Raw genomic sequence first — 20,549 nt, forward strand, 5'->3', positions numbered from 1 at the left:
GGTTAAAGTATATCTGTAGCCAATTCTAATCATATGAAAGACCCGAATGTAGACGAATTCATCCTAAGTGCCGACAAGTGGTCTGCAGAAATGGCTTGTTTGCGACGCATTTTGCTCGACTGTTTGCTGATAGAAACCTTTAAGTGGCGGACACCGGTGTATATGGTAGGCACGAAAAATATCATTGCCATTGGAAGTTTAAAGGGACATTGCGCCTTGAGCTTTTTCAACGGAGCGCTACTTCAAGACGAGGACAATCTGTTAATAAAGCCGGGCGAGCATACGCAGTCAGGTCGCTGGATGAAGTTTAGTTCGGTGGAGGAGATTTTGGAAAAAGAGGAATTCATCAAAGCCTATGTCTACGAATCCATTGAGGTAGAGAAACTGGGATTGAAAATGGAAAAGCCGCAAGAAATCCCTTATCCTGAAGAATTAACAGCTTTTTTTGATAAAAGCCCTGCTGTAAAAACGGCTTTTGAAAAACTCACCCCCGGTAGGCAGCGCGCCTATCTCATGCATTTTTCCGACGGCAAGCAGTCGGCGACACGCACCGCACGTATCGAGAAAAATGAAAAATATATCTTGAGAGGAGTTGGTTTGACAGATTGTATCTGTGGTTTAAGTAAGCGCAAACCTAGTTGCGATGGTTCACATAAAGCCATCGAAAATTTTAAGCGATGACGCAAAGAAGTCATATAAAAGGCGTTTGTTAATACCATTTTAAACCTCAATTTTGGCCCATGAATTTTGGAGAACAACTCAAGGAAATCCGCACATCGAAGGGCCTTACGCAAAACGAATTATCGGAAAAGTCAGGCATCGCCCTACGCACCGTGCAACGCATGGAACGTAATGAAGGCAAGCCTAGTTTGTATTCGATGAACTCGATTGGTGAAGTCCTCGGTGTGAATTTGACCTTGTTGTATGCTCCAGATGATGAAACCGAAAAACGAAATATCATGGAAAGTACAGACCAACAATTATGGCAGCTTGCGCGTATGCGTGCCAAATTTAAGCGGAGCCTTGGCTCTTATTTACTTGTCATTCCTGTTTTATGGGCTATTTGGTATTTTCCTTATAACTCATTTCCCCACCAAAATCCTATACCATGGCCTATTTGGCCTATGTTGGGCTGGGGCATTGGATTAGTGATTCAATACTTTAAAGCATACCACCCGATTAGTGAATCCTTAGAGCAAAGCGAATACGACAAGTTGAAGGCGAAGCAATAGTTTGGGCTTTAGGTTTTATTCCCTAATTTGGGCGAGTTAAACCTATAAACATGAAAAATTACCTGCTTTGTTTCTTGTTTTGCGTGAGCCTGTCGGACAGCGTGGCTCAGGCCCCGAAGCGACCTAATATCATTTTCATCATGTCGGATGATCATGCTTACCAAGCCATTTCGGCCTATGATCAGCGACTACTTTCGACCCCTAATATCGATCGCATTGCGAAAAGCGGGATACTGTTTACCAATGCTTCGGTGACTAATTCCATCTGTGCACCTAGTCGAGCGACCATCCTGACAGGGAAGCATTCGCATCTGAATGGGAAGGTCGACAACCATTTCCCGTTCGACACGACAAACATTACTTTTCCTCAGATTTTGCAAGCAAATGGATATCAAACCGCGATGTTTGGGAAGCTGCATTTTGGCAACAAACCCAAAGGCTTTGACCAATTTAAAATCCTTCCGGATCAAGGCAATTATTACAACCCAGATTTCATAACGAAAAACGAGGGGAATATTAAAGTCAATGGCTATGTGACCGACATCATTACGGACATGACGTTGGATTGGCTTAAAAAAGAGCGGTCTTCAGAAAAACCTTTCATGCTCATGTATTTGCACAAAGCGCCACACCGTTCATGGTTGATGGCCGAGCGGCATTTGGATGAAATGACGCGAAAAACATATCCAGAACCGAAGACGCTTTTCGATGATTATGCTGGCCGGACTTCTCCAGCTAAGGAAGCGGAAATGAATATTTTGTCAAGTATGGGTTGGGCCGGAGATAATAAGATTTATCCAGCTACCATGGATTCGTTGAAGATTCCTGAAATTGGTATTGATAAACGTCGCTTTGTAGCCGAAATGGGTAGGTTAACTCCAAGTCAAAAGGCGAATTTCGATCGCGTATATGATCGCATTAACGCGGAGTTCATCAAGGCATATCCAAGTATGTCTGAGCAAGATAAAATGCGTTGGAAATTTCAGCGCTATATGCAAGATTATTTGGGAACCTTACGGGCGGTAGATGAAAATGTGGGACGTTTGTTGGACTATTTGGAAGCAAACAATTTGATGGAGAATACGATGATCGTTTACACCTCTGACCAAGGTTTTTACTTGGGCGAACATGGCTGGTTTGATAAGCGATTTGTCTATGACGAATCCTTCAAGACTCCATTAATGGTGTCTTGGCCTGGCCAAATTAAAGCAGGCCAAAAATCAGATGCTCTAGTGCAAAACTTAGATTTCGCGCAAACATTCTTGGATGCAGCGGGCATTCCTTCTCCCAAAGACATGCAAGGCCAAAGTTTAATCCCTTTGATGACAGGCAAATCGTGGAAACGCGATGCGGTATATTATCACTATTATGAATATCCAGCTGAGCATATGGTGAACCGCCATTATGCGATTGTGACGAAGAAATATAAGTTGATTCATTATTATTTTTCGGCAGACACTTGGGAGCTCATCGACCGCGAAAAAGATCCTTTGGAGTTAAAAAACGTATACGATGACCCGGAATATGCTTCGATTCGTAAGACCTTGCATAAGCAATTGGATGCGCTTCGTTTGAAATACAAAGACAATAGTACCATTAGCAATGGCTACATCGATCGCTTTTTAAATGATGCGGCGGCAGGGAAAGTTTATGGAATACCGAAAGCCAAAGCGGCGGAGATGAAAGCGAAGCGGAAATAAAAAAAGCCGACTCAATGAGCCGGCCTTTCTTCAAACGTTAAAACAATCTATTTAAAAGTTACATCGAAGCGATCGAGGTTCATCACCTTTGTCCAAGCGGCTACGAAATCCTTCACAAATTTTGTTTGCGAATCTTTCGTTGCATAGACTTCAGCTAAGGCACGAAGCTCCGAGTTCGAACCGAAAATCAAGTCGGCACGTGTTGCTGTCGCAACTGCTGCACCTGTCTTTGTATTCGTTCCTGCGAACTCTTCTTTCGTTGCGTTCGCTGGCTTCCAAGTCGTTCCCATCTCTAATAAGTTCACAAAGAAATCGTTTGTTAACGCATCTTTCTTCGTAGTGAAAATACCGTGCTTCGAACCATTGTAGTTCGTATTCAAGGCACGCATACCACCTGTTAATACCGTCATTTCTGGCGCTGTCAAGGTTAATAATTGCGCTTTATCTATGAACAATTCCTCTGTCGATAAGGTGTATTGTGTTTTCAAGTAGTTACGGAAACCATCTGCCATTGGCTCTAATAAACCTACTGAAGCTACGTCTGTCTGCTCTTGTGTTGCATCCATGCGACCTGGGATAAAGGATACAGTAGTCTTAACACCAGCATTTGCCGCTGCTTTTTCTACCGCTGCAGAACCACCTAATACGATTAAATCAGCGATAGATACTTTTTTCTTACCTGATTTAGCATTGAAATCTTGTTGGATTTTTTCCAAAACCGCTAACACTTTTTCCAATTGCTTTGGGTTGTTCACTTCCCAGCTGCGTTGTGGTTGAAGGCGGATACGCGCTCCGTTTGCACCGCCACGGCGATCTGAGTGACGGTATGTTGATGCAGACGCCCAAGCTGTCGAAACTAATTCGCTGATTGATAAACCGGAGTTCAACAATTTAACTTTTAGAGCTGCGATGTCCGCTGCATTGATTACTTCATGATTCAATGCCGGAATTGGATCTTGCCAAACCAATTGCTCCTTAGGAACCTCTGGTCCTAAGTAAGTAGAACTAGGACCCATGTCACGGTGTGTTAATTTGAACCATGCTTTTGCGAATGCTTTCGCATAAACTTCTGGGTTATCTAAGAAGTTACGAGAGATTTTCTCATACGCTGGATCTACGCGCAAAGCGATATCCGTCGTTAACATGGTAGGCTTGTGGAAGACATTTTTGTCAAACGCATCTGGAATAATGTTCGCGCTATTTTTCGCAATCCATTGGTTCGCACCTGCTGGGCTTTTCTCTAAAGACCACTCATTGTTGAACAATAAATGCAAGTATCCGATACCCCATTGTGTAGGTGTTGATGTCCAAGTTACCTCTAAACCAGACGTAATCGCATCTTTACCTTTACCTGATTTGTAGGTGCTCTCCCATCCCATTCCTTGCTTCTCAATGCTCGCTGATTCTGGATCTGCACCCACGTTTGTTGCAGGACCTGCACCGTGTGTTTTACCGAATGTGTGACCACCCGCGATTAACGCTACTGTTTCTTCATCATTCATACCCATACGACCAAATGTCTCACGGATATCTTTTGCTGATGCGGCTGGATCTGGTACACCATTAGGTCCTTCTGGGTTCACATAAATTAAGCCCATTTGAACCGCTGCTAATGGATTCTCTAATTTGCGACCTTCAGAATAACGGTTTTTGTCGTCTAACCATTTCTTCTCAGATCCCCAATATACGTTTGCTTCTGGCTCCCATACGTCTGTACGTCCACCTGCAAAACCAAATGTCTTGAAGCCCATTTGCTCTAGCGACACGTTTCCTGTTAAGACCATTAAGTCAGCCCAAGAAATTTTATCACCATATTTTTGTTTGATTGGCCATAATAAACGACGTGCCTTATCTAGGTTCGTGTTATCTGGCCAAGAGTTCAATGGAGAGAAACGTTGTTGACCCGCGCGAGAACCGCCACGGCCATCGCCAGTACGATACGTACCTGCGCTGTGCCAAGCCATACGAATGAAAAGTGGACCATAGTTACCGAAATCAGCTGGCCACCAATCTTGTGATTTTGTCAAAACCGCTGCGATGTCTTTTTTCAAGGCAAAGTAGTCAAGACTCTTAAATGCTTTGATGTAATTGAAGTCTGGGCCCATTGGGTTTGACTTCTCTGAGTTTTGGCGAAGCATGCCTACGTTCAATTGATTAGGCCACCAGTCTTTATTTGTGGTTGCCGATGGCTTCATGCCTGTGTGAGGATTGATTCCTGCGTGTGGATTAGCGCCACCTGCCGCATGCGGGTTAGCTCCATGAGGATTAGCAGCTGCTCCACCGTGTGGGTTAGCGTAGTCTTGGGCAATGGTAGCAGTGGAAGCTAACAAGCCGCAAAGGATAAGTAGTTTTTTCATGATTCTTGATATTTAGTGGAATGAAATTAGTGGTAAATAATTGATAGAGAAAACTGAAATTTTCTATATTTGGCATAGATAAAATCTATACCGTTGAATATACAGCAATTAGAGTACATACTGGCGGTAGACCAATTAAAAAGCTTCTCCAAAGCAGCTGATTATTGTCATGTTACGCAAGCGACCTTGAGCGCGATGGTGAAAAAGCTGGAGGAGCAGCTGGATATCGTGATTTTTGACCGGAAGGCGAATCCGATTGCGACGACGGAAAATGGGCGGGAGGTGTTGGTGCAGGCCCAACAAGTAGTTGCACATGCCAATGCGCTACTTTCTTCATCCAAAGCTATTAATCAGAAAATTGAGGGGAAGGTGAAGTTGGGAATTATCCCAACCATCGCCAGTTCGGTTTTGCCTTTAATCATGAAACCATTGGTGGAAAAATATCCGCTGTTACATTTGGAGATTCACGAGGTGACGACAAATCAGTTGGTGAAAGATTTACGGGAGGGAAAATTGGACGTCGGGATTTTAAGTACGCCCATATCGGCCTCGGATTTGGAGACCTCATTGTTGTATGTGGAAGATTTGCTATTGTATGGTTACATGAATGGTGGGGAGAAGCAAATAAGTAAATTGGCCTTGAGCCAGCAACGCATATTTTTACTTCAGGAGGGTCATTGTTTACGTGATCAAATTATTCAATTGTGCGATTTGAAGAAGAATAAATCTTTACCTGCGAATTTGTCTGTTGAGTCGAACACCTTTGATACCTTACTGAATCTGGTCGATACGTTTCAGGGTATGACCTTGCTGCCTTCATTGTATGTGCGGCAGTTGAGCGAATCGCGGAAGCAACACTTACTGAATATTATCGATGGATCCTTGAGGCGGGAGGTGAGTATTTGTTACTACCGTCCGTATGCCAAATGGAATATTATTCGGCGTTTACAAGAAGAAATCTCTGAACTAGTCACAGTGGGCATTTGAAATAATATTTGTTTTTGTCGGTTTCCATATTAACTTTGCAACACAAAGTACTTTTTATTATGGAAAAACATGAAGAACAATTAGCCGCAATTCAAGAGATGCGCGATATGATGGATCAAGCAACACGCTTTAAATCAATCAGTGGTTTATCGGGCATACTAGCTGGAATTTTGACTTTTATTTGTACATATACTATATATCTAGTAACAGGTATTTCACCTTTCGAATCGGAAGCGTTAGATCGCATGTGGCTAATGTCATCCCAAGCTTTGATCCTTTGTTTTATCAGTTTATTGATTATTTGCATTGGAATCGGGTTTTATTTAGCGATGCGCAATGCAAATCTATCGGGTAAATCTGCCTGGGACAATGCGGCAAAACGCCTTGCATTTAGTTTAGCGATTCCGGTTTTCGCCGGGGGAATCTTTTCAATGCTTTTAGCTCGTTTTGGATTAATAGCCATCGCTGCTCCTGCTACATTGTTATTTTATGGGATGGGTCTCGTGAGTGCGAGTAAATATACATTAGATGCCGTTCGGACGGTTGGCCTACTTTTTATCTTTTTAGGTCTTTTGGCCACGTACTTTTTGGCGTATGGGTTATTGATTTGGACGTTGGGCTTTGGGCTTCTGCATGTGATATATGGTTTCATTATTTATGTCAAATACGAACGTGCCTAATTTCCTAGACGATCTGAATAAAGCCTTCGAAAGTCGGGTCCGCTTGGGCATGATGTCCCTTTTAGTTGTGGAGGAAGCATTAGATTTTGCACGCTTGAAGGATTCTTTGCAACTCAGCGATGGCAATTTGGCTAGTCATATGCAGGCCCTTGAAAAGTTGGGATACGTCGAAGTTCGCAAACAGTTCATTGGCCGCAAGCCAAATACCCAATATGCGGCAACGGAGCTGGGGCGCAAAGCTTTTGCCGCTCATTTAGTCACTTTGGAAAAACTTATCAAACAGATACAATCATAAGGCATGGAAAATCTTATTAAAAACAATTTGGGCCAAGCAGCTTTTTTGGAGAATTTATATCGGTCAAATCCTGCTGATTTTAAGCGTACTTTTTTTGCAGTTTATCCTGAAATTCAGACGGAATTAACGGCTCAAATATGGCATGAACGCCTTCGAAATACGCAAGATGAAATCACTTGGGGAGGATTAAAAGATTGGAGTTTTGTGGGTGTGATCGCGCTTATTGTGGCGTTTTTTATGCAGCTACCGGATCTACTTTCCATCTCACATGATGTCTATTTTCCACGTAACATGGCCTTTATTGTGATGCCGGGGATGGCTGCGTATTTGACATATAAACAAGGCTTGCCATTTAAATCTCTCATTGTTCCATTCGGGATACTGCTTTTCTCGATGGTATTTATCAATGTATTGCCTGTCGGTCCGGTAAGTGATACCTTGGTTTTAACGTGTATTCATTTGCCAATTTTACTGTGGATGGTGGTTGGTTTTATTTACAGCGGGGCAAATTTGTCTATCACCTCAAAGCGTATCGAATTCTTGCGATTTCATGGCGACTTGTTGGTGATGTGTGCCGTGATTGTTTTGGCTGGCGGCTTATTCACTGCTTTGACGATCAACCTTTTCAATTTGATCGACATCAAAATCGAGGATTTTTACTTCCGCTATTTAGTCCTTTCCGCGCTTCCATCGGTGCCTTTGTTGGCCACATTAGTCGTCCAACAAAACCCTACGCTAGTTAGCAGAATTTCCCCCGTGATTGCGCGGATCTTCACGCCATTAGTTACGGGGATGTTGGTGATTTTCCTCGCCGCATTCATTTACACAGGGAAAGATCCTTACAACGATCGCGAGTTTCTGCTAATTTTTAATGGGATTTTGATCGGGGTGATGGCTTTGTTGTTATTCTCGGTCAGCGAAGCGACGAAAGATTCAGCCTCGTCATTTCAACGTTTTGCATTGTTGGCCTTAGCCTGTCTGGCCATTATCAATAATGGGATTGCGCTTTCAGCCATCGCCTTTCGATTGTATGAATTGGGTATTACACCTAATCGCTTGGCTGTTTTGGGTAGTAATGTCCTGGTTTTGTTGAATCTTATTTTTGTCGCACGTCAATTGCTTGGCTTGCTCAAAGGTCAAAAAAATCTCAGCGATGTGGAGGCAAGTATGACCCAGTTTTTACCCTATTATGCGCTGTGGGCAGCGATCGTAAGTTTTGTTTTTCCGCTGGTATTTTCTTTCCAGTAAACTGATTTAGATTATCAGTTTTTTCGAATCTATTTTATCTGCATCCCCCTACCTTTGGCAAACCTTGGAGGATTGCCAAAGGTAAGAGAGAGGGCTAAGGGGGGAAGTCAGGATAGGAATCTAATCTGATTCTGTGTAAACTTACGTGAATCTCTAGACCTACCATGAAAAAAATCCTCGCCCTGGCGCTCCTCGCCAGCACGCTTTCGGCACAGGTGCCCGCAGGCAAAAAAGTCATCAGTTCGTTGTACATATACGATCTTAAGTCCGGTAAATCCGAGAAAATCTTAGAAGAAAAACGACATTTCGAGGCACCCAACTGGTCGCGGGATGGGAAATTTCTTTTAATCAACGCCTATGGAAAACTCGAAAAAGTCTCGCCAAAAGGGGAGAAATTAGGCGAGCTGAATACGGGGACGGTGCAGAAGGCCAACAATGATCATGGCTATACTTTTGATGGAAAAACGCTTTTTATCTCCAGTGGCAAACCAGAAATTAAAGGCGGGTCTTCCTTCATTTATAAAGTGAGCGAAGCGGGTGGAGAGCCGGTCCAATTAACGCCTTTGACTCCATCGTATTGGCATGGTGTTTCGCCGGACGCAAAAACGATGGTCTATTGTGCGGTAAGAAATGGCAATTTTGACATATACGCCATGTCGACGAATGGCGGGGAAGAAATCCGTTTGACAAGCACAGAAGGCTTGGATGATGGCCCTGAATATTCGCCCGATGGCAAATATATTTACATCAATTCGTACCGTTCAGGCATGATGCAGATTTGGCGAATCAAACCCGATGGATCTGAGCCGGAACAAATGACATTTGATAATTACTCGAATTGGTTTGCACACATCGCCCCCAATAATAAAGTGGCGACCATCATAACTTACATGGAAGATCAGGCGCAGGCACATCCATTTGGCCGACAAATTAAATTGCGCTTGTTGGATTTAAAAACAAAGAAAATAAAGGATTTGACGGAGGAGTTTTATGGCGGACAGGGAACCATCAACGTTCCTTCTTGGAGTCCTGATGGAAAAAAGTTCGCCTATGTGCGTTACGCATTAGAAGATTTGTAAATTAGCAATCGAAAAAATAACCTATTATGAAAGATAACAGTTCCGCATCACGCAGAAGATTCCTGCAGCAAATCGGTGCAACAAGTATGGTAGCCGCCGCGGCACCTTTGCAATCATTCGCAGCACAGCAAAAAGCAGAAGAGCGTATTTTACGTTACGAAAAACCGATTTCAGTTGGCGACAAAATTCGCCTAGGTGTCATCGGTTTTGGCGTTCAAGGCCATTTCGATTTGGCATCTGCTCTAAAAGTTCCAGGTGTGGAATTAGCCGGAATTTGTGATTTATACACAGGTCGTATCGAAAATGCCAAAGAACTTTATGGCAAGGATTTATATACCACCCGTAACTACAAAGAATTATTAGATCGCCCGGATATCGACGCGGTTATTATTGCGACACATGACGTTTGGCATGCACGCATCACCATCGACGCTCTAGCGAAAGGCAAACACGTCTACGTGGAGAAGCCAATGGTTTATAAAATCAGTGAAGGACAACGCGTCATCGATGCGCAAAAGAAATACAATAAGGTGTTGCAAGTAGGTTCCCAACGCGTCAGTAGCATCGGATTAGCGAAAGCGAAAGAGATGTTGGCCAAAGGCGAAATTGGAAAGCTCAACATGGTGAACGCCGTATATGATCGTCAAAGCTCCATAGGTGCTTGGGAATACACCATTCCAAAAGACGCAGATGCATCTACCTGTGACTGGAATCGTTTCATTGAGGCAACTGCCAAAATGGAATTTGATGCCAAGAAATTCTTCTGGTGGCGTGCGTTTAAAGAAGTGGGAACCGGCGTAGCGGGGGATTTATTCATTCACTTATTGAGCGGAACACACTTCATGACGAATTCAAATGGTCCAGAAACGATTTTCTCAACGGGTCAATTCAGCCATTGGAATGATGGCCGGAACTTACCTGATGTAATGTCGGGCGTCATGCAATATGGAAATACGGAGCAACATCCTGCCTTCCAATTAACTTTACAGGTAAACTTTGTCAGCGGAACAGGTGGTCAGGAAGTGATCCGTTTAATCGGCTCGGAAGGGGTGATGGATGTGAAAGGCAATACGATTTCGGTGAAGCATAGCATTATGCCAGAAGCGCCAGGTTTTGGTGGATATGATTCGGTATTTACATTCTCGAAAAGTATGCAGGAAGAAATGACGAAGGAATACAATGCGCGTTGGACAGATGCACAACGCAAACGCCCAATCAAAGAAGATGTGATTTTCAGAGCGCCTGCGGGTTACGATGAACATGTGGATCACTTCACCAATTTCTTTGATGCGATACGTACAGGAAAGCAAGTTGTCGAAGATGCGACCTTTGGATTTAGAGCCGCAGCTCCTGCGCTAGCTTGTAATGAGAGTTATTTCAGCAAGAAAATTATTCAGTGGGATCCAGTGAATATGAAATTAAAATAAGTTTAAGGCGCTCGCAAGAGCGCCTTTTTTTAGCACTAGAGACTGCTAAGTGGTTTTTTTTAGTATTTTTGGTGCTAGCTAATTCTGAAAGTTATGAAGCACGTTTTTTTCCAGGCCTGTTTGGGTCTTGGTTTTGTTGCAGCACTAGCGGCAGCAAGTTGTTTGTTATTTGGTATATCAGGTGCTGCCATGGCTTTCATGCTTTGTTTTGTATCCTTTGCCATAGGCTTCCAGGGGTATCCAATTTTAAAAGGGTTTTCATACACGTTTTTCATTTTTGCGGCATCAACGTATGCCTTAAATTTCCCAGAAAATTTGGTCGATTTTCAAGGGTTTCCATTAAAGAAATTGGTTACGCCTTTGCTTGTATTAACCATGTTTGGCATGGGAATACACATGAATTTGACGCGTTTTGTAGAAATTGCCCAATCCCCCAAACCCATTTTTGCTGGTATCGTTTGCCATTATTTAATCATGCCGGGCATCGGTGTGGCTTTGGCGATGACGACCAACTTGCCTCCTGAAATTGCTGCGGGGATTATTCTGGTTGGCTGCTCCCCAAGTGGCGTGGCGTCTAATGTGATGGCCTATATTTCGGGTGGGAATTTAGCCTTGTCGGTGACTGTGACTGCCATTTCAACCTTGTTGGCTCCGTTAGTTACACCATTATTGATGCAGTTATTGGCGAACCAGTTGGTTCCTATCAACTTCTTGGACATGTTTTGGCATATTTTGGAGATTGTAATTTTCCCGGTATTAGCTGGGTTGGTGTATAATAAATATGCCTATGGAAGGTTGAAATGGTTGGATGACTTGTTGCCTATATTATCGATGGCTTCGATTATTTTCATTGTAGCATTGACAGTTTCCGCGGGCCATAACACGCTCATGTCTATTGGTTGGCTTTTGATCTTAATCGTGCTCATTCACAATTTACTAGGCTATTTTTTTGGGTATAAGATTAGTCAATGGATGGGGATTAATGAACAAGATTCCCGGACGATTGCCTTTGAAGTAGGGCTCCAAAATGCCGGGTTAGCTACGGGAATTGCGGCTAAAATGGGCTTTATGGCAACGATGGGTCTAGTGCCGGGTATTTTCGGTTCGATGCAGAACATAACGGCTTCTGTATTAGCGAATTGGTGGGGGCGAAAAAAATAGATTTTAATCGTAAATTGCTCGCATGTTTTTCTCAGCTGATAAGTTTGTTGAAATATTTAGCAAAGTAAGCATCCGCTATTTTATCGTGGCCGGATTTATTTTCTTGCTCTTTTATTATATACTTCGGCCACGCATTGCTCGCTTAAAAATCCAGCTATCTTTCCCTGCTTCCAAAGACTATTTGCGGGAGGTAATTTACTCCTTTTCTAGTATGGTGATATTTGCTGTAATTGTCACGGCCGTAGTTTTTGACCCAGCGGTCAGGCCATTCACGACGATTTACAAAGATATCGCTGATTTTGGATGGGCTTATTATTTATTGGCTTTCCCGATTATGTTTGTCATGCATGACACATATTTTTATTGGATACATCGGATCATGCATCATCCATCGTTATTCAAATGGTTTCATTTAGTCCACCATAAATCGACGAATCCATCACCTTGGGCGGCGTATGCTTTTCACCCGTTGGAGGCGATTTTAGAAAATGGAATCATCTTGATTTTTTATTTTACTTTACCCATGCATGTGTCTCATGTGCCGATTTTTTTCTTCTTTTCAATCGTGTACAACATTTATGGGCATTTGGGATGGGAACTTTATCCAAAAGGATTCAGTCGGACGGCCATCGGTCGCTGGGTGAATACCTCTGTTGCGCACAACCAGCATCACAAATATTTCAAGGGGAATTACGGATTATATACCCTGTTTTGGGACCGCGTGATGGGAACTTTACGCACAGATTACGATGATGCGTTTGATCTAGTGAAAAGCCGAAAAGTCTAGTTTTCGTATAATATACCGGCACTCGCCTGCATGGCAAAGGTCGTTTTTTGTAGGTAGGCTTTTAGGTCCACCAACTTTTCTGCTGCCTCAAGGGATTTCATTTCCCGACTATTGATTAAAAATAAGGAAGATTCTCCATTATCAAATCGTTGTTCCTCTGCTTTAACAAGCGATTGAAAATTAGTGTAGGCAGATTGCTGCGTCCGAATTTGTTTTTGTAAGGCTTCGAATTCGTTGAAGTAATTACGAATTTTGATCTCAATTTGAACCTGTTTTTGATTCAAATTAAGTTGCTCATTTTCGATTTTTAACTTGGTCGCTTGATAGGCACCGCGCCCCTCTGAAAGTCGCAATGGCAATTCAAATTTAACCCCATACTTATAATTATTTTCTAAGAATGAAGCACCATATAGCGATGGGCCGCCTCTCGACAAATGGTTATAGCTTAGGTCAAGTTTAGGTAGTAAACTTTGGAACTTCAACTTCTTCTCAATACCCAATACGGCTAATTTATTCCGGTAGTTATTTAACTCCGGATGATTTTGCATCGCCTTCTCAATCAGACTTTGAAGATTCAGGTCGGCATTTGCGAGTAAATTAACTTCATCGTTTGGCGTAGGAATTACATCTTCAGCTAGATCTACCGGATTGTTATCGGCATTCCAAAGGTAGGCAGATAGACCGATGCGCGCTTTGGCTACGTCTAACACTTTGCCGGTCAACATATTCTCAAACGTTTGTTTTTGAGTCAATGCTTCTAGGGTATCAATGGCTGGACGGTCACCAAACTCAACACTCTTTTTAACAAATTCTAAACGCTTGGACGCATTGATGTAATTAGCTTGCACCAGCTGAAATGCTTGGTAGCTTCTAACCCAAGAAATATAGCTTTCCATGGCATCCAACAATAACTTATTCAGCTCGGTGCGCTGATCTTGAATGGCCATTTTTTGCAAAATTTTGGCTTGCTGAAGAACGGCTCTCCGCTTGTCCATTAATAGGTTTTTGGCTAATGGAATTTGAATGCCGAGGTAACTTGTTTGACCTTGCGTTTGGCTTATATCAAGCCGCGAACCTCTAATATTTTCTATACCCGCATTGAACTCGATGCCGTACCAGGTAGGAATGCTTAGGGATGGCGCATGGTAATCGATGTAATTTTTTCCATCCAATGTTTTTTGCGTACTATAATGTTCCAAAATTGGATCAAAAGCACCACGCGCAATCGTCAGGGAGGCATTTGATTGTTTAATTTCAATCAAAGTTTGCTTAACGATCGGATGAAAATTTTGAACAATTTGCCAATACTCGGTGGAGCTCAACGTTTTTTGCTGGCCAAAACTTACGTTAAAAATCAGCAGTAAAAGCAAGGCTTTATTTTTCATTCTTATCCTTTTTTGCTGGTTTTCCTCGGTAGTAATCAGGTGGGAATCCGTTGATATTTCGCCATAATTCATACCATACCGGCACATCGTTTAATAGGGCAATTCCTTGTGCACCTGAACCGATGCGCAGTTGCTTTGGCCATCTTTTTCCCTTGAAATCTTCTTCCACAATAACCCGGAAAAGACCTTCATCATTAATGGTATTTTCTACGGCACGAATTTTACCTGGGAAGGTACCAAAACTCTGATTGGGCCAACCACCCGCGAATAAGATCACGGGATACCCATCGAAAATTAAGCGAACTTCTTCCCCAGCATGGATAAGTGGTAGATCCACGGGGCGCACAAAAATCTCGACAGCCACATTGTTATTATCGGGAACGATGGTTAATAAATCTTCGCCCTCCTTAATAATTTCACCTAAACCGGATTTCGTTGCTTTGATAATTTGTCCTGATTGCGGGGCAATGATGAAGTACATCCCATTCCGGATGGTGTAATTTGTCACGAGATTTTCAAGTTTTGCAATGTCTCCTTTATTGCTTTCGACTTCACTTAAGCTTTGGAATCGTTCTCCATCAGCTTTATTGATTTTCTCACTGTACTCTTGATCGACACCCCGAAGTTCAATTTGAGCGTTCGCTATGTCTTGCAAGGTTTGATTTACTTTATTCTCTGCCGTTGTCTTTTTCGCTAACGAATTTTGCATCGCGACATTGCGTTGTTGGTACTGTGTTTGCGATATCAAACCTTCGCGATACATTTTTTGATTACGTTCGAATTGGTCCTTGGAAAGGTTATAATCATTCTGTGCCGCCTCTAGCTCGGCTCTTTCACCCGTAATTTTTTGTTGCAATTGCTTGATTTTATTGTCAACCTGATTTTGCTTCAACGTTAATGAGCGTTTCAGGTTTTGAATTTGATCGTTCGTTGCTTGTACTTTTTGCTCGTAAAATCTAAGCGAACCCTCTTTCGCGGTAAGCTGTTGTTGCGTTCGCGAGATCAGGTTTGGATCTAGATATTCTCCTTTAATCTCGGTGATTTTAGCGAGCGTGTCCCCTGCGCGTACCGTATCACCTTCGCGCACCCACCATTTGCTAATTTTTCCAGCAATGGGGCTATAAATTTTTTGCGGTTTTTGTTCTTGGTAAATACTGGTAATATTTCCTTTGCTACGGATATTTTGAGTCCAAGGTAAAAAAATGAGCAAAAGCGTAATGATCAGCAGCGAAACAAGCCAAGGCTTAATCTCTGTGCTCTTCCTTTCTTGGTAGATGTGGTCAAACGCATTAAATTTTTCCATGGCGCATGTTAATTTGTTGGTCTGTCAATCGGTTAAAATCGGCATCATCTGAAACGACAACGATCGTCGTGTCAGCAGGTAAATTCAAAAGGTATTTTTTAATCGTTTCCTTATTTTGGCTTTCTAATCCTGCCCAAGGTTCCTCGAGTAGAAGTAGTTTTTTATTCCCACATAGCGCACGGAGTAAGAGTATTTTCCGAACAATCGTTTGTGGTGTTTTCTTGCCAATAGGTTCAATAATGGTCTCAAATCCCGAAGGGAAATGATTTAATAAATCATCAAATCCGAGTTCATTTGCTTTCTGGAGAATCACTTCACCGGTAATTTCTTTTTGGCCTAAGCTAATGTTCTCCCAAAGACTACCGCCAAATATCTCTTGACCGTGAAGTAGTATGCCTGTATGTTTGCGAAGGCTTTTTAGGCTGTAGTTGTGAATGGGGAAGTGGTTAATTTGAAAACTTCCATGAAAGTCTTGGTAATTACCCGTTAGGATTCGCAATAACATCGACTTGCCTGAACCTTCTGGACCGGTGATACTTATTTTTTGTCCTGGCAATAGCTGTAGGTTAATCGAATCCAGCACTTTTTTATCATCGTCGAAAGAGAAACTGAAATCGGCCAATTGAATCTCTAAGCCTTTGTTGGTATTCAAGTCCATCGTTCCTGAATGTTCCAATGGGCTTTCTGTCACACTGGCAATTTTCTCTAGACCTGTGATCACATCGTATGCACTATCTAAACTTGTGATGAGCTTTTCTACTGCGCCGATGACCATTAAGATAACGATTTCGGCAGCAATAAATTCGCCAATGTTTAATTGTTGTTCGATTAATAAGTAGGTACCCAATGTCAACATGAGCACGGTCAAACTAACCTTGAAGAAAATCAATGTTTTATATTGAAACAATAAGACGTGAAAATGTTGCGTTCGCGCTTCCAAATACCCGCGTGTGTGGGCGTTTGTTTTTTCTAAATTCAAGTCGGAACCTTGACTAAATTTAAAGGACTTCAGGGTTCTTCCAATTTCATTGAAAAAACCTACTACTTCGTATTTGTAATTTGATTCTTGGATACTGGTCGCAATTCCTCTTCTGCTTGTCATGTTAAAAATGAGGAATAGCAGAATGATCAGAAAAATGCCTAAAATGATAAACAGTGGGTGATATAAGGCTAGTAATAGAATGCCAAAAACAATTTGCACTGAGGCAATGGGGATGTCTAACAATAATTTGGCAAATCCCTTTTGGATATTAACCGTATCGAAAAACCGATTCACTTTTTCTGGAATGAAATAGTGATCCATTTTTTTCAAATCCATGCGGGGGATGGTGTCCGCAAAGGTGTAGGCATAACTTGCGAAGACGCGTTGTTGTATCGTTTCGATAATCTTCATCTGGTTGAGTTGTAGTAGGCCTACTAAAAAGACACCCAATACGACAAAGAAAATAAGGACATAGATGGAGCTGACCATGGTGGCACCCATAACGAGGCCAATGATCGTTTGGACGCCTAAAGGCAAACTTAAGTTGATGAGACCACTTAACATCGAGAAGAGGTAAATAGAAACAACCTCCTTTTTATGCAATTTGACAAGTTGGGCAATTCGATTTAACGGATTGGATGGTGTCATGGTTATGTATTAGTCGGACAAAAATATGTACTTTTTGTAATTATAGTATTACTATTACACATAACATTTAAATTTGTTTTTAAAAGTGTTCGTATCGCGTTAATTTTTTATACAAAAGCAAGAAATTGTGGATTATTCGTTGAATTTTAAAGGGAATGAAAACATCTATTTGCGAGATCCGGAGGGCACGGAACTTGGCAAACAGATTGTGAAGCACGCAATCGAATTAATTCATAAGCTGGGATTTGAGCATTTTACGTTTAAAAAATTGGCGCATGAAATGAATACGACCGAGGCGTCAATCTATCGGTATTTTACGAATAAGCACCGTTTGCTACTCTATATTTTAAATTGGTATTGGTCTTACATGGAGTATTTAGTTGTGGTGCAGTTGGATCCAATCCAAGATTTAGGGGCAAAAATTGAGCGGCTCGTTGAATTGTTTACCCGCGAGTTGCCTGAGCTACCGGGACTTCCAGATTACAACAGGAATGTCTTGCATCAAATTGTGATTTCAGAAAGCAGCAAGGTTTACCTAATCAAAGAGGTGAATGAAATAAACAAAAATGAGGTATTTAAGCCCTATAAAGATTTGTGTTCGCGCGTATCGGAATTGATAAAAGCGTATCACCCCGCCTATTTGTTCCCACATTCGTTAAGTACTACACTGATCGAGACAGCTCACTCTCAATTATTCTTTTCCGCCCACTTACCAAAATTGACAGACGTGAAGTCAGGAGATCCAATCACGTTCGTGGAGCAGTATTTAAAAGATTTAGTCTTTAAAGCGCTGGCTCATTAGCAAAAAAAAACGACCTAATAGGTCGTTTTTTTTATCTTATTTATCACTCAACATATTTCTAAAAGTCTCTAGGCGGACTCAAATATATTGAACCTCAAAAGTACAATGAGTTCGTTTAAACGCATTCATTTTTCTACTTAACGGTAGATTTTATAGATGAATGGGGGAATGTAGAGTTCAGTCGCTAGTCACTAGTCGTCAGTCGTTTTTTATCCCTCACTTCTTACCTCTTACCTCTTACCTCTAACCTCTAATGTCTATGGTTGAATAATCCTTCTCCCCACACCAAACAGTATCGTATTCGCCAGTGCAGCGCAACCAAAAATTATAACCGCCATCGTGAATGGTGTGCCGTCAAACAAAAGTCCCACGAGTATGGAACAAACCGCTCCCCAAGCCATTTGGATGGAACCCAACATCGCCGATGCCGTACCTGCACCTTTATGGAATGGGCGTAAGGCCAAGGTCGCTACGTTTGGGAAATTGAACCCTTGGCAACCCATAATTAAAAATAAAAGGAAGATGTTTAGCTCCATGGTGAGCCATTCGAATTTGGCTAAAATCGACAACAAAAGACCTAATGCGAATTGGGTGGGTAAGGTCACGCGTAACACCTGCAAACTGCTATACTTTTTAAGTACTACACGGTTCAACTGGCTTGCCGAAATAATCCCGGATGCCACGATGGCAAACAAAAATCCAAAGGTAGATTCACTCACACCATAATAGGTCAAGAAGGTTAAAGGCGCGCCACCAACATACGTGAAAATACTTCCTGCGCCGATCGCGCCCGTAAATGCAAAAACTAAATATTCCTTTTCTTTAAAAAGTGCCCGATACGATTTGGCAATGGTCGCAATCCTAAATGGACCCTTCTTCTCATGGTTAATCTTTTCTGGCAACCACGATCTGATTAAGAAAATGATGACCAATAAGATGCCTGCTAATACAAGAAATATGGCTTTCCAACTGGCTAATGTCAACAATAAACTCCCAAGCGAAGGAGCCAGAATGGGAGAAACGCCTAAAATTAAAATCATAAAGGACATGATTTTTGGACGCTCTTTTTCCTCAAATGTTTCCCGAATCACCGCGTTAGGCGCGACCATACCCACGCTACCACCTAAGGCTTGAAACAAGCGAAAGATCGTTAATGCTTCCACCGTTGACGCAAATGCACAAGCAATCGAGCTGAGTACATACACTGAAAGACCGATGTACAATACGTTTTTACGCCCAAAATGGTCAAGTAGCGGGCCGCTAATTAACTGCCCCATACAAATCCCAAAAAAGAAGCTCGAAAGGGTATAGCCCATCTCCTCCTGCGAGCAGTTTAAGGCATGCGCAATATTTTTAAATGCCGGTAAATACATGTCGATGGACAGCGGTCCTATCGCCGAAAGTATACCTAGTATTAAGATTATTTTTGTCCGGTTCGCAGAAGTAAGCATGTAGAGGGGCGATTTTTGAAAGCGCAAAGGTACGCCCAATGTTTGGAAATATGCTTACTTTAGCTAAAGCTATTCCCATTCGAATGAAATTACTCATCCTATTTTTGGCCTTATCTATGGCCCTGCAAGCCCAAGACAAGCCGGCGTATGTTTTATATAATGCACAGGGGAAAAAGGTGTCTTATGCGAAAATGGTCAGGCAGCTGGGCCAACATGACATCGTGCTTTTTGGTGAATTACATAATAATCCCATTAGTCATTGGCTGGAATTAGAAGTAACCCAAGCCTGCGCGGAAAAACGAAAAATTGTACTTGGCGCAGAGATGTTTGAACAGGATAACCAACAAGCCTTAACAAATTATGTACAAGGTAAAATAACAGCGAAAGGGTTGGATTCATCGACCCGGCTGTGGAAAAATTATAAGACCGATTATGCGCCTTTAGTGAATTTTGCCAAAGAGAAAAATATCCCCTTCATCGCAACCAATGTCCCACGAAAATATGCAAGTTCGGTCGCGCGTGGTGGTTTTGAAAGTTTATCGAATCTGCCCACGGAAGAGAAAGCTTGGTTGGCACCTATGCCCATCGCCTATGACGCAAATCTCCCCGGCTATCAAAAAATGTTGACCATGATGGGCGAACACACCTCACCCAATATGCCTAAAGCTCAAGCTTTGAAAGATGCGACGATGGCTCATTTTATTTTCTCAAACTGGACTCCAGGTACACTATTTATTCATTACAATGGCTCCTACCATTCGGATTTCCATGAAGGGATTTCCTGGTACTTGAAGCGCTCTAAAGTCGATATCAAGATCGCCACCATTGCTACCGTCACGCAAAAAGAGATTGATTCACTGCTTCCAGAGCACTTTTTGAAGGCCGACTACATCATTTGTGTCGATGAAGATATGACAGGAACGTATTAATATACCTTTGACAAAGCGTTGATTTTTCGGCGGGTCTGCCCTGCTTATTCATGCTAACCTATTGTTATTCAGTGAAATTCTGATTTCCTTGTCAGT

General features: G+C 42.2%; 18 protein-coding genes. 13 read left to right on the plus strand and 5 right to left on the minus strand.

All coding sequences use genetic code 11. The features are described 5' to 3' along the window. The first annotated feature begins 33 nt into the window (after positions 1–33). From U0R10_RS07810 to U0R10_RS07820, 3 genes are read left to right on the plus strand one after another with little or no spacing between them, the layout of a single operon-like run. Positions 34–681: a DUF1801 domain-containing protein gene (locus U0R10_RS07810; protein WP_377983403.1), complete on the plus strand. Its 648-nt coding sequence runs from the start codon at positions 34–36 to the stop codon at positions 679–681. 59 nt (positions 682–740) lie between these two features. Further along, positions 741–1,232, plus strand: coding sequence for a 2TM domain-containing protein (locus U0R10_RS07815; RefSeq protein WP_377983404.1), 492 nt, complete (start codon positions 741–743; stop codon positions 1,230–1,232). A 50-nt stretch (positions 1,233–1,282) separates the two neighbouring features. Beyond that, the gene (locus tag U0R10_RS07820) at positions 1,283–2,932 is read left to right on the plus strand and encodes a sulfatase family protein (protein WP_377983405.1); all 1,650 of its coding nucleotides are present in this window, start codon (positions 1,283–1,285) and stop codon (positions 2,930–2,932) included. Positions 2,933–2,979: 47 nt separating this feature from the next. Here U0R10_RS07820 and katG read toward each other — a convergent pair whose 3' ends face one another. Beyond that, a complete protein-coding gene (gene katG, locus U0R10_RS07825; RefSeq protein ID WP_377983527.1) occupies positions 2,980–5,127 on the minus strand; it encodes a catalase/peroxidase HPI in 2,148 nt (715 codons plus the stop codon). A gap of 255 nt (positions 5,128–5,382) precedes the next feature. On the opposite strand from katG, the gene U0R10_RS07830 reads away from it, so the two are divergent. The 8 genes from U0R10_RS07830 (at position 5,383) to U0R10_RS07865 (ending at position 12,953) form a co-directional block, all read left to right on the plus strand. Continuing rightward, positions 5,383–6,276: a LysR family transcriptional regulator gene (locus U0R10_RS07830; RefSeq protein WP_377983406.1), complete on the plus strand. Its 894-nt coding sequence runs from the start codon at positions 5,383–5,385 to the stop codon at positions 6,274–6,276. Between the two features lie 59 nt (positions 6,277–6,335). Continuing rightward, positions 6,336–6,956: a hypothetical protein gene (locus tag U0R10_RS07835; protein ID WP_377983407.1), complete on the plus strand. Its 621-nt coding sequence runs from the start codon at positions 6,336–6,338 to the stop codon at positions 6,954–6,956. Then, a complete protein-coding gene (locus tag U0R10_RS07840) occupies positions 6,934–7,251 on the plus strand; it encodes a winged helix-turn-helix domain-containing protein (RefSeq protein WP_377983408.1) in 318 nt (105 codons plus the stop codon). The genes U0R10_RS07835 and U0R10_RS07840 overlap by 23 nt, the downstream gene beginning before the upstream one ends. A 3-nt stretch (positions 7,252–7,254) precedes the next feature. Then, entirely contained in the window at positions 7,255–8,499 is a 1,245-nt protein-coding gene (locus U0R10_RS07845; RefSeq protein ID WP_377983409.1) for a hypothetical protein, read from the plus strand. A 164-nt stretch (positions 8,500–8,663) separates the two neighbouring features. Continuing rightward, positions 8,664–9,578: a TolB family protein gene (locus U0R10_RS07850; RefSeq protein WP_377983410.1), complete on the plus strand. Its 915-nt coding sequence runs from the start codon at positions 8,664–8,666 to the stop codon at positions 9,576–9,578. A gap of 26 nt (positions 9,579–9,604) precedes the next feature. Continuing rightward, positions 9,605–11,005, plus strand: coding sequence for a Gfo/Idh/MocA family protein (locus tag U0R10_RS07855; protein WP_377983411.1), 1,401 nt, complete (start codon positions 9,605–9,607; stop codon positions 11,003–11,005). A 93-nt stretch (positions 11,006–11,098) separates the two neighbouring features. Next, a complete protein-coding gene (locus U0R10_RS07860; protein ID WP_377983412.1) occupies positions 11,099–12,166 on the plus strand; it encodes a bile acid:sodium symporter family protein in 1,068 nt (355 codons plus the stop codon). A 22-nt stretch (positions 12,167–12,188) separates the two neighbouring features. After that, entirely contained in the window at positions 12,189–12,953 is a 765-nt protein-coding gene (locus tag U0R10_RS07865; protein WP_377983413.1) for a sterol desaturase family protein, read from the plus strand. Here U0R10_RS07865 and U0R10_RS07870 read toward each other — a convergent pair. The 3 genes from U0R10_RS07870 to U0R10_RS07880 are packed head-to-tail and all read right to left on the minus strand — an operon-like array spanning position 12,950 to position 17,271. Continuing rightward, a complete protein-coding gene (locus U0R10_RS07870) occupies positions 12,950–14,338 on the minus strand; it encodes a TolC family protein (RefSeq protein WP_377983414.1) in 1,389 nt (462 codons plus the stop codon). The genes U0R10_RS07865 and U0R10_RS07870 overlap by 4 nt on opposite strands. Continuing rightward, positions 14,328–15,641: an HlyD family secretion protein gene (locus U0R10_RS07875; RefSeq protein ID WP_377983415.1), complete on the minus strand. Its 1,314-nt coding sequence runs from the start codon at positions 15,639–15,641 to the stop codon at positions 14,328–14,330. The genes U0R10_RS07870 and U0R10_RS07875 overlap by 11 nt, the downstream gene beginning before the upstream one ends. Further along, on the minus strand, positions 15,628–17,271 hold the full coding sequence (locus tag U0R10_RS07880) for a peptidase domain-containing ABC transporter (RefSeq protein WP_377983416.1): 1,644 nt from the start codon (positions 17,269–17,271) through the stop codon (positions 15,628–15,630). Before U0R10_RS07880 ends, U0R10_RS07875 begins: the two co-directional genes overlap by 14 nt. A 127-nt stretch (positions 17,272–17,398) precedes the next feature. Here U0R10_RS07880 and U0R10_RS07885 point away from each other — a divergent pair, with 127 nt between their 5' ends. Next, positions 17,399–18,073 carry a TetR/AcrR family transcriptional regulator gene (locus U0R10_RS07885; RefSeq protein WP_377983417.1) on the plus strand — a complete coding sequence of 225 codons (675 nt, stop codon included), beginning with the start codon at positions 17,399–17,401 and terminating at the stop codon, positions 18,071–18,073. Between the two features lie 257 nt (positions 18,074–18,330). On the opposite strand, the gene U0R10_RS07890 is transcribed toward U0R10_RS07885, so the two are convergent. Next, positions 18,331–19,524 carry a multidrug effflux MFS transporter gene (locus U0R10_RS07890; RefSeq protein WP_377983418.1) on the minus strand — a complete coding sequence of 398 codons (1,194 nt, stop codon included), beginning with the start codon at positions 19,522–19,524 and terminating at the stop codon, positions 18,331–18,333. 83 nt (positions 19,525–19,607) lie between these two features. On the opposite strand from U0R10_RS07890, the gene U0R10_RS07895 reads away from it, so the two are divergent. Continuing rightward, complete coding sequence (locus U0R10_RS07895; RefSeq protein WP_377983419.1) at positions 19,608–20,453, plus strand: ChaN family lipoprotein; 846 nt, start codon at positions 19,608–19,610, stop codon at positions 20,451–20,453. Positions 20,454–20,549 lie beyond the last annotated feature (96 nt).

This window comes from Aquirufa avitistagni, from assembly GCF_042715545.1.
Lineage (GTDB): Bacteria > Bacteroidota > Bacteroidia > Cytophagales > Spirosomataceae > Aquirufa > Aquirufa avitistagni.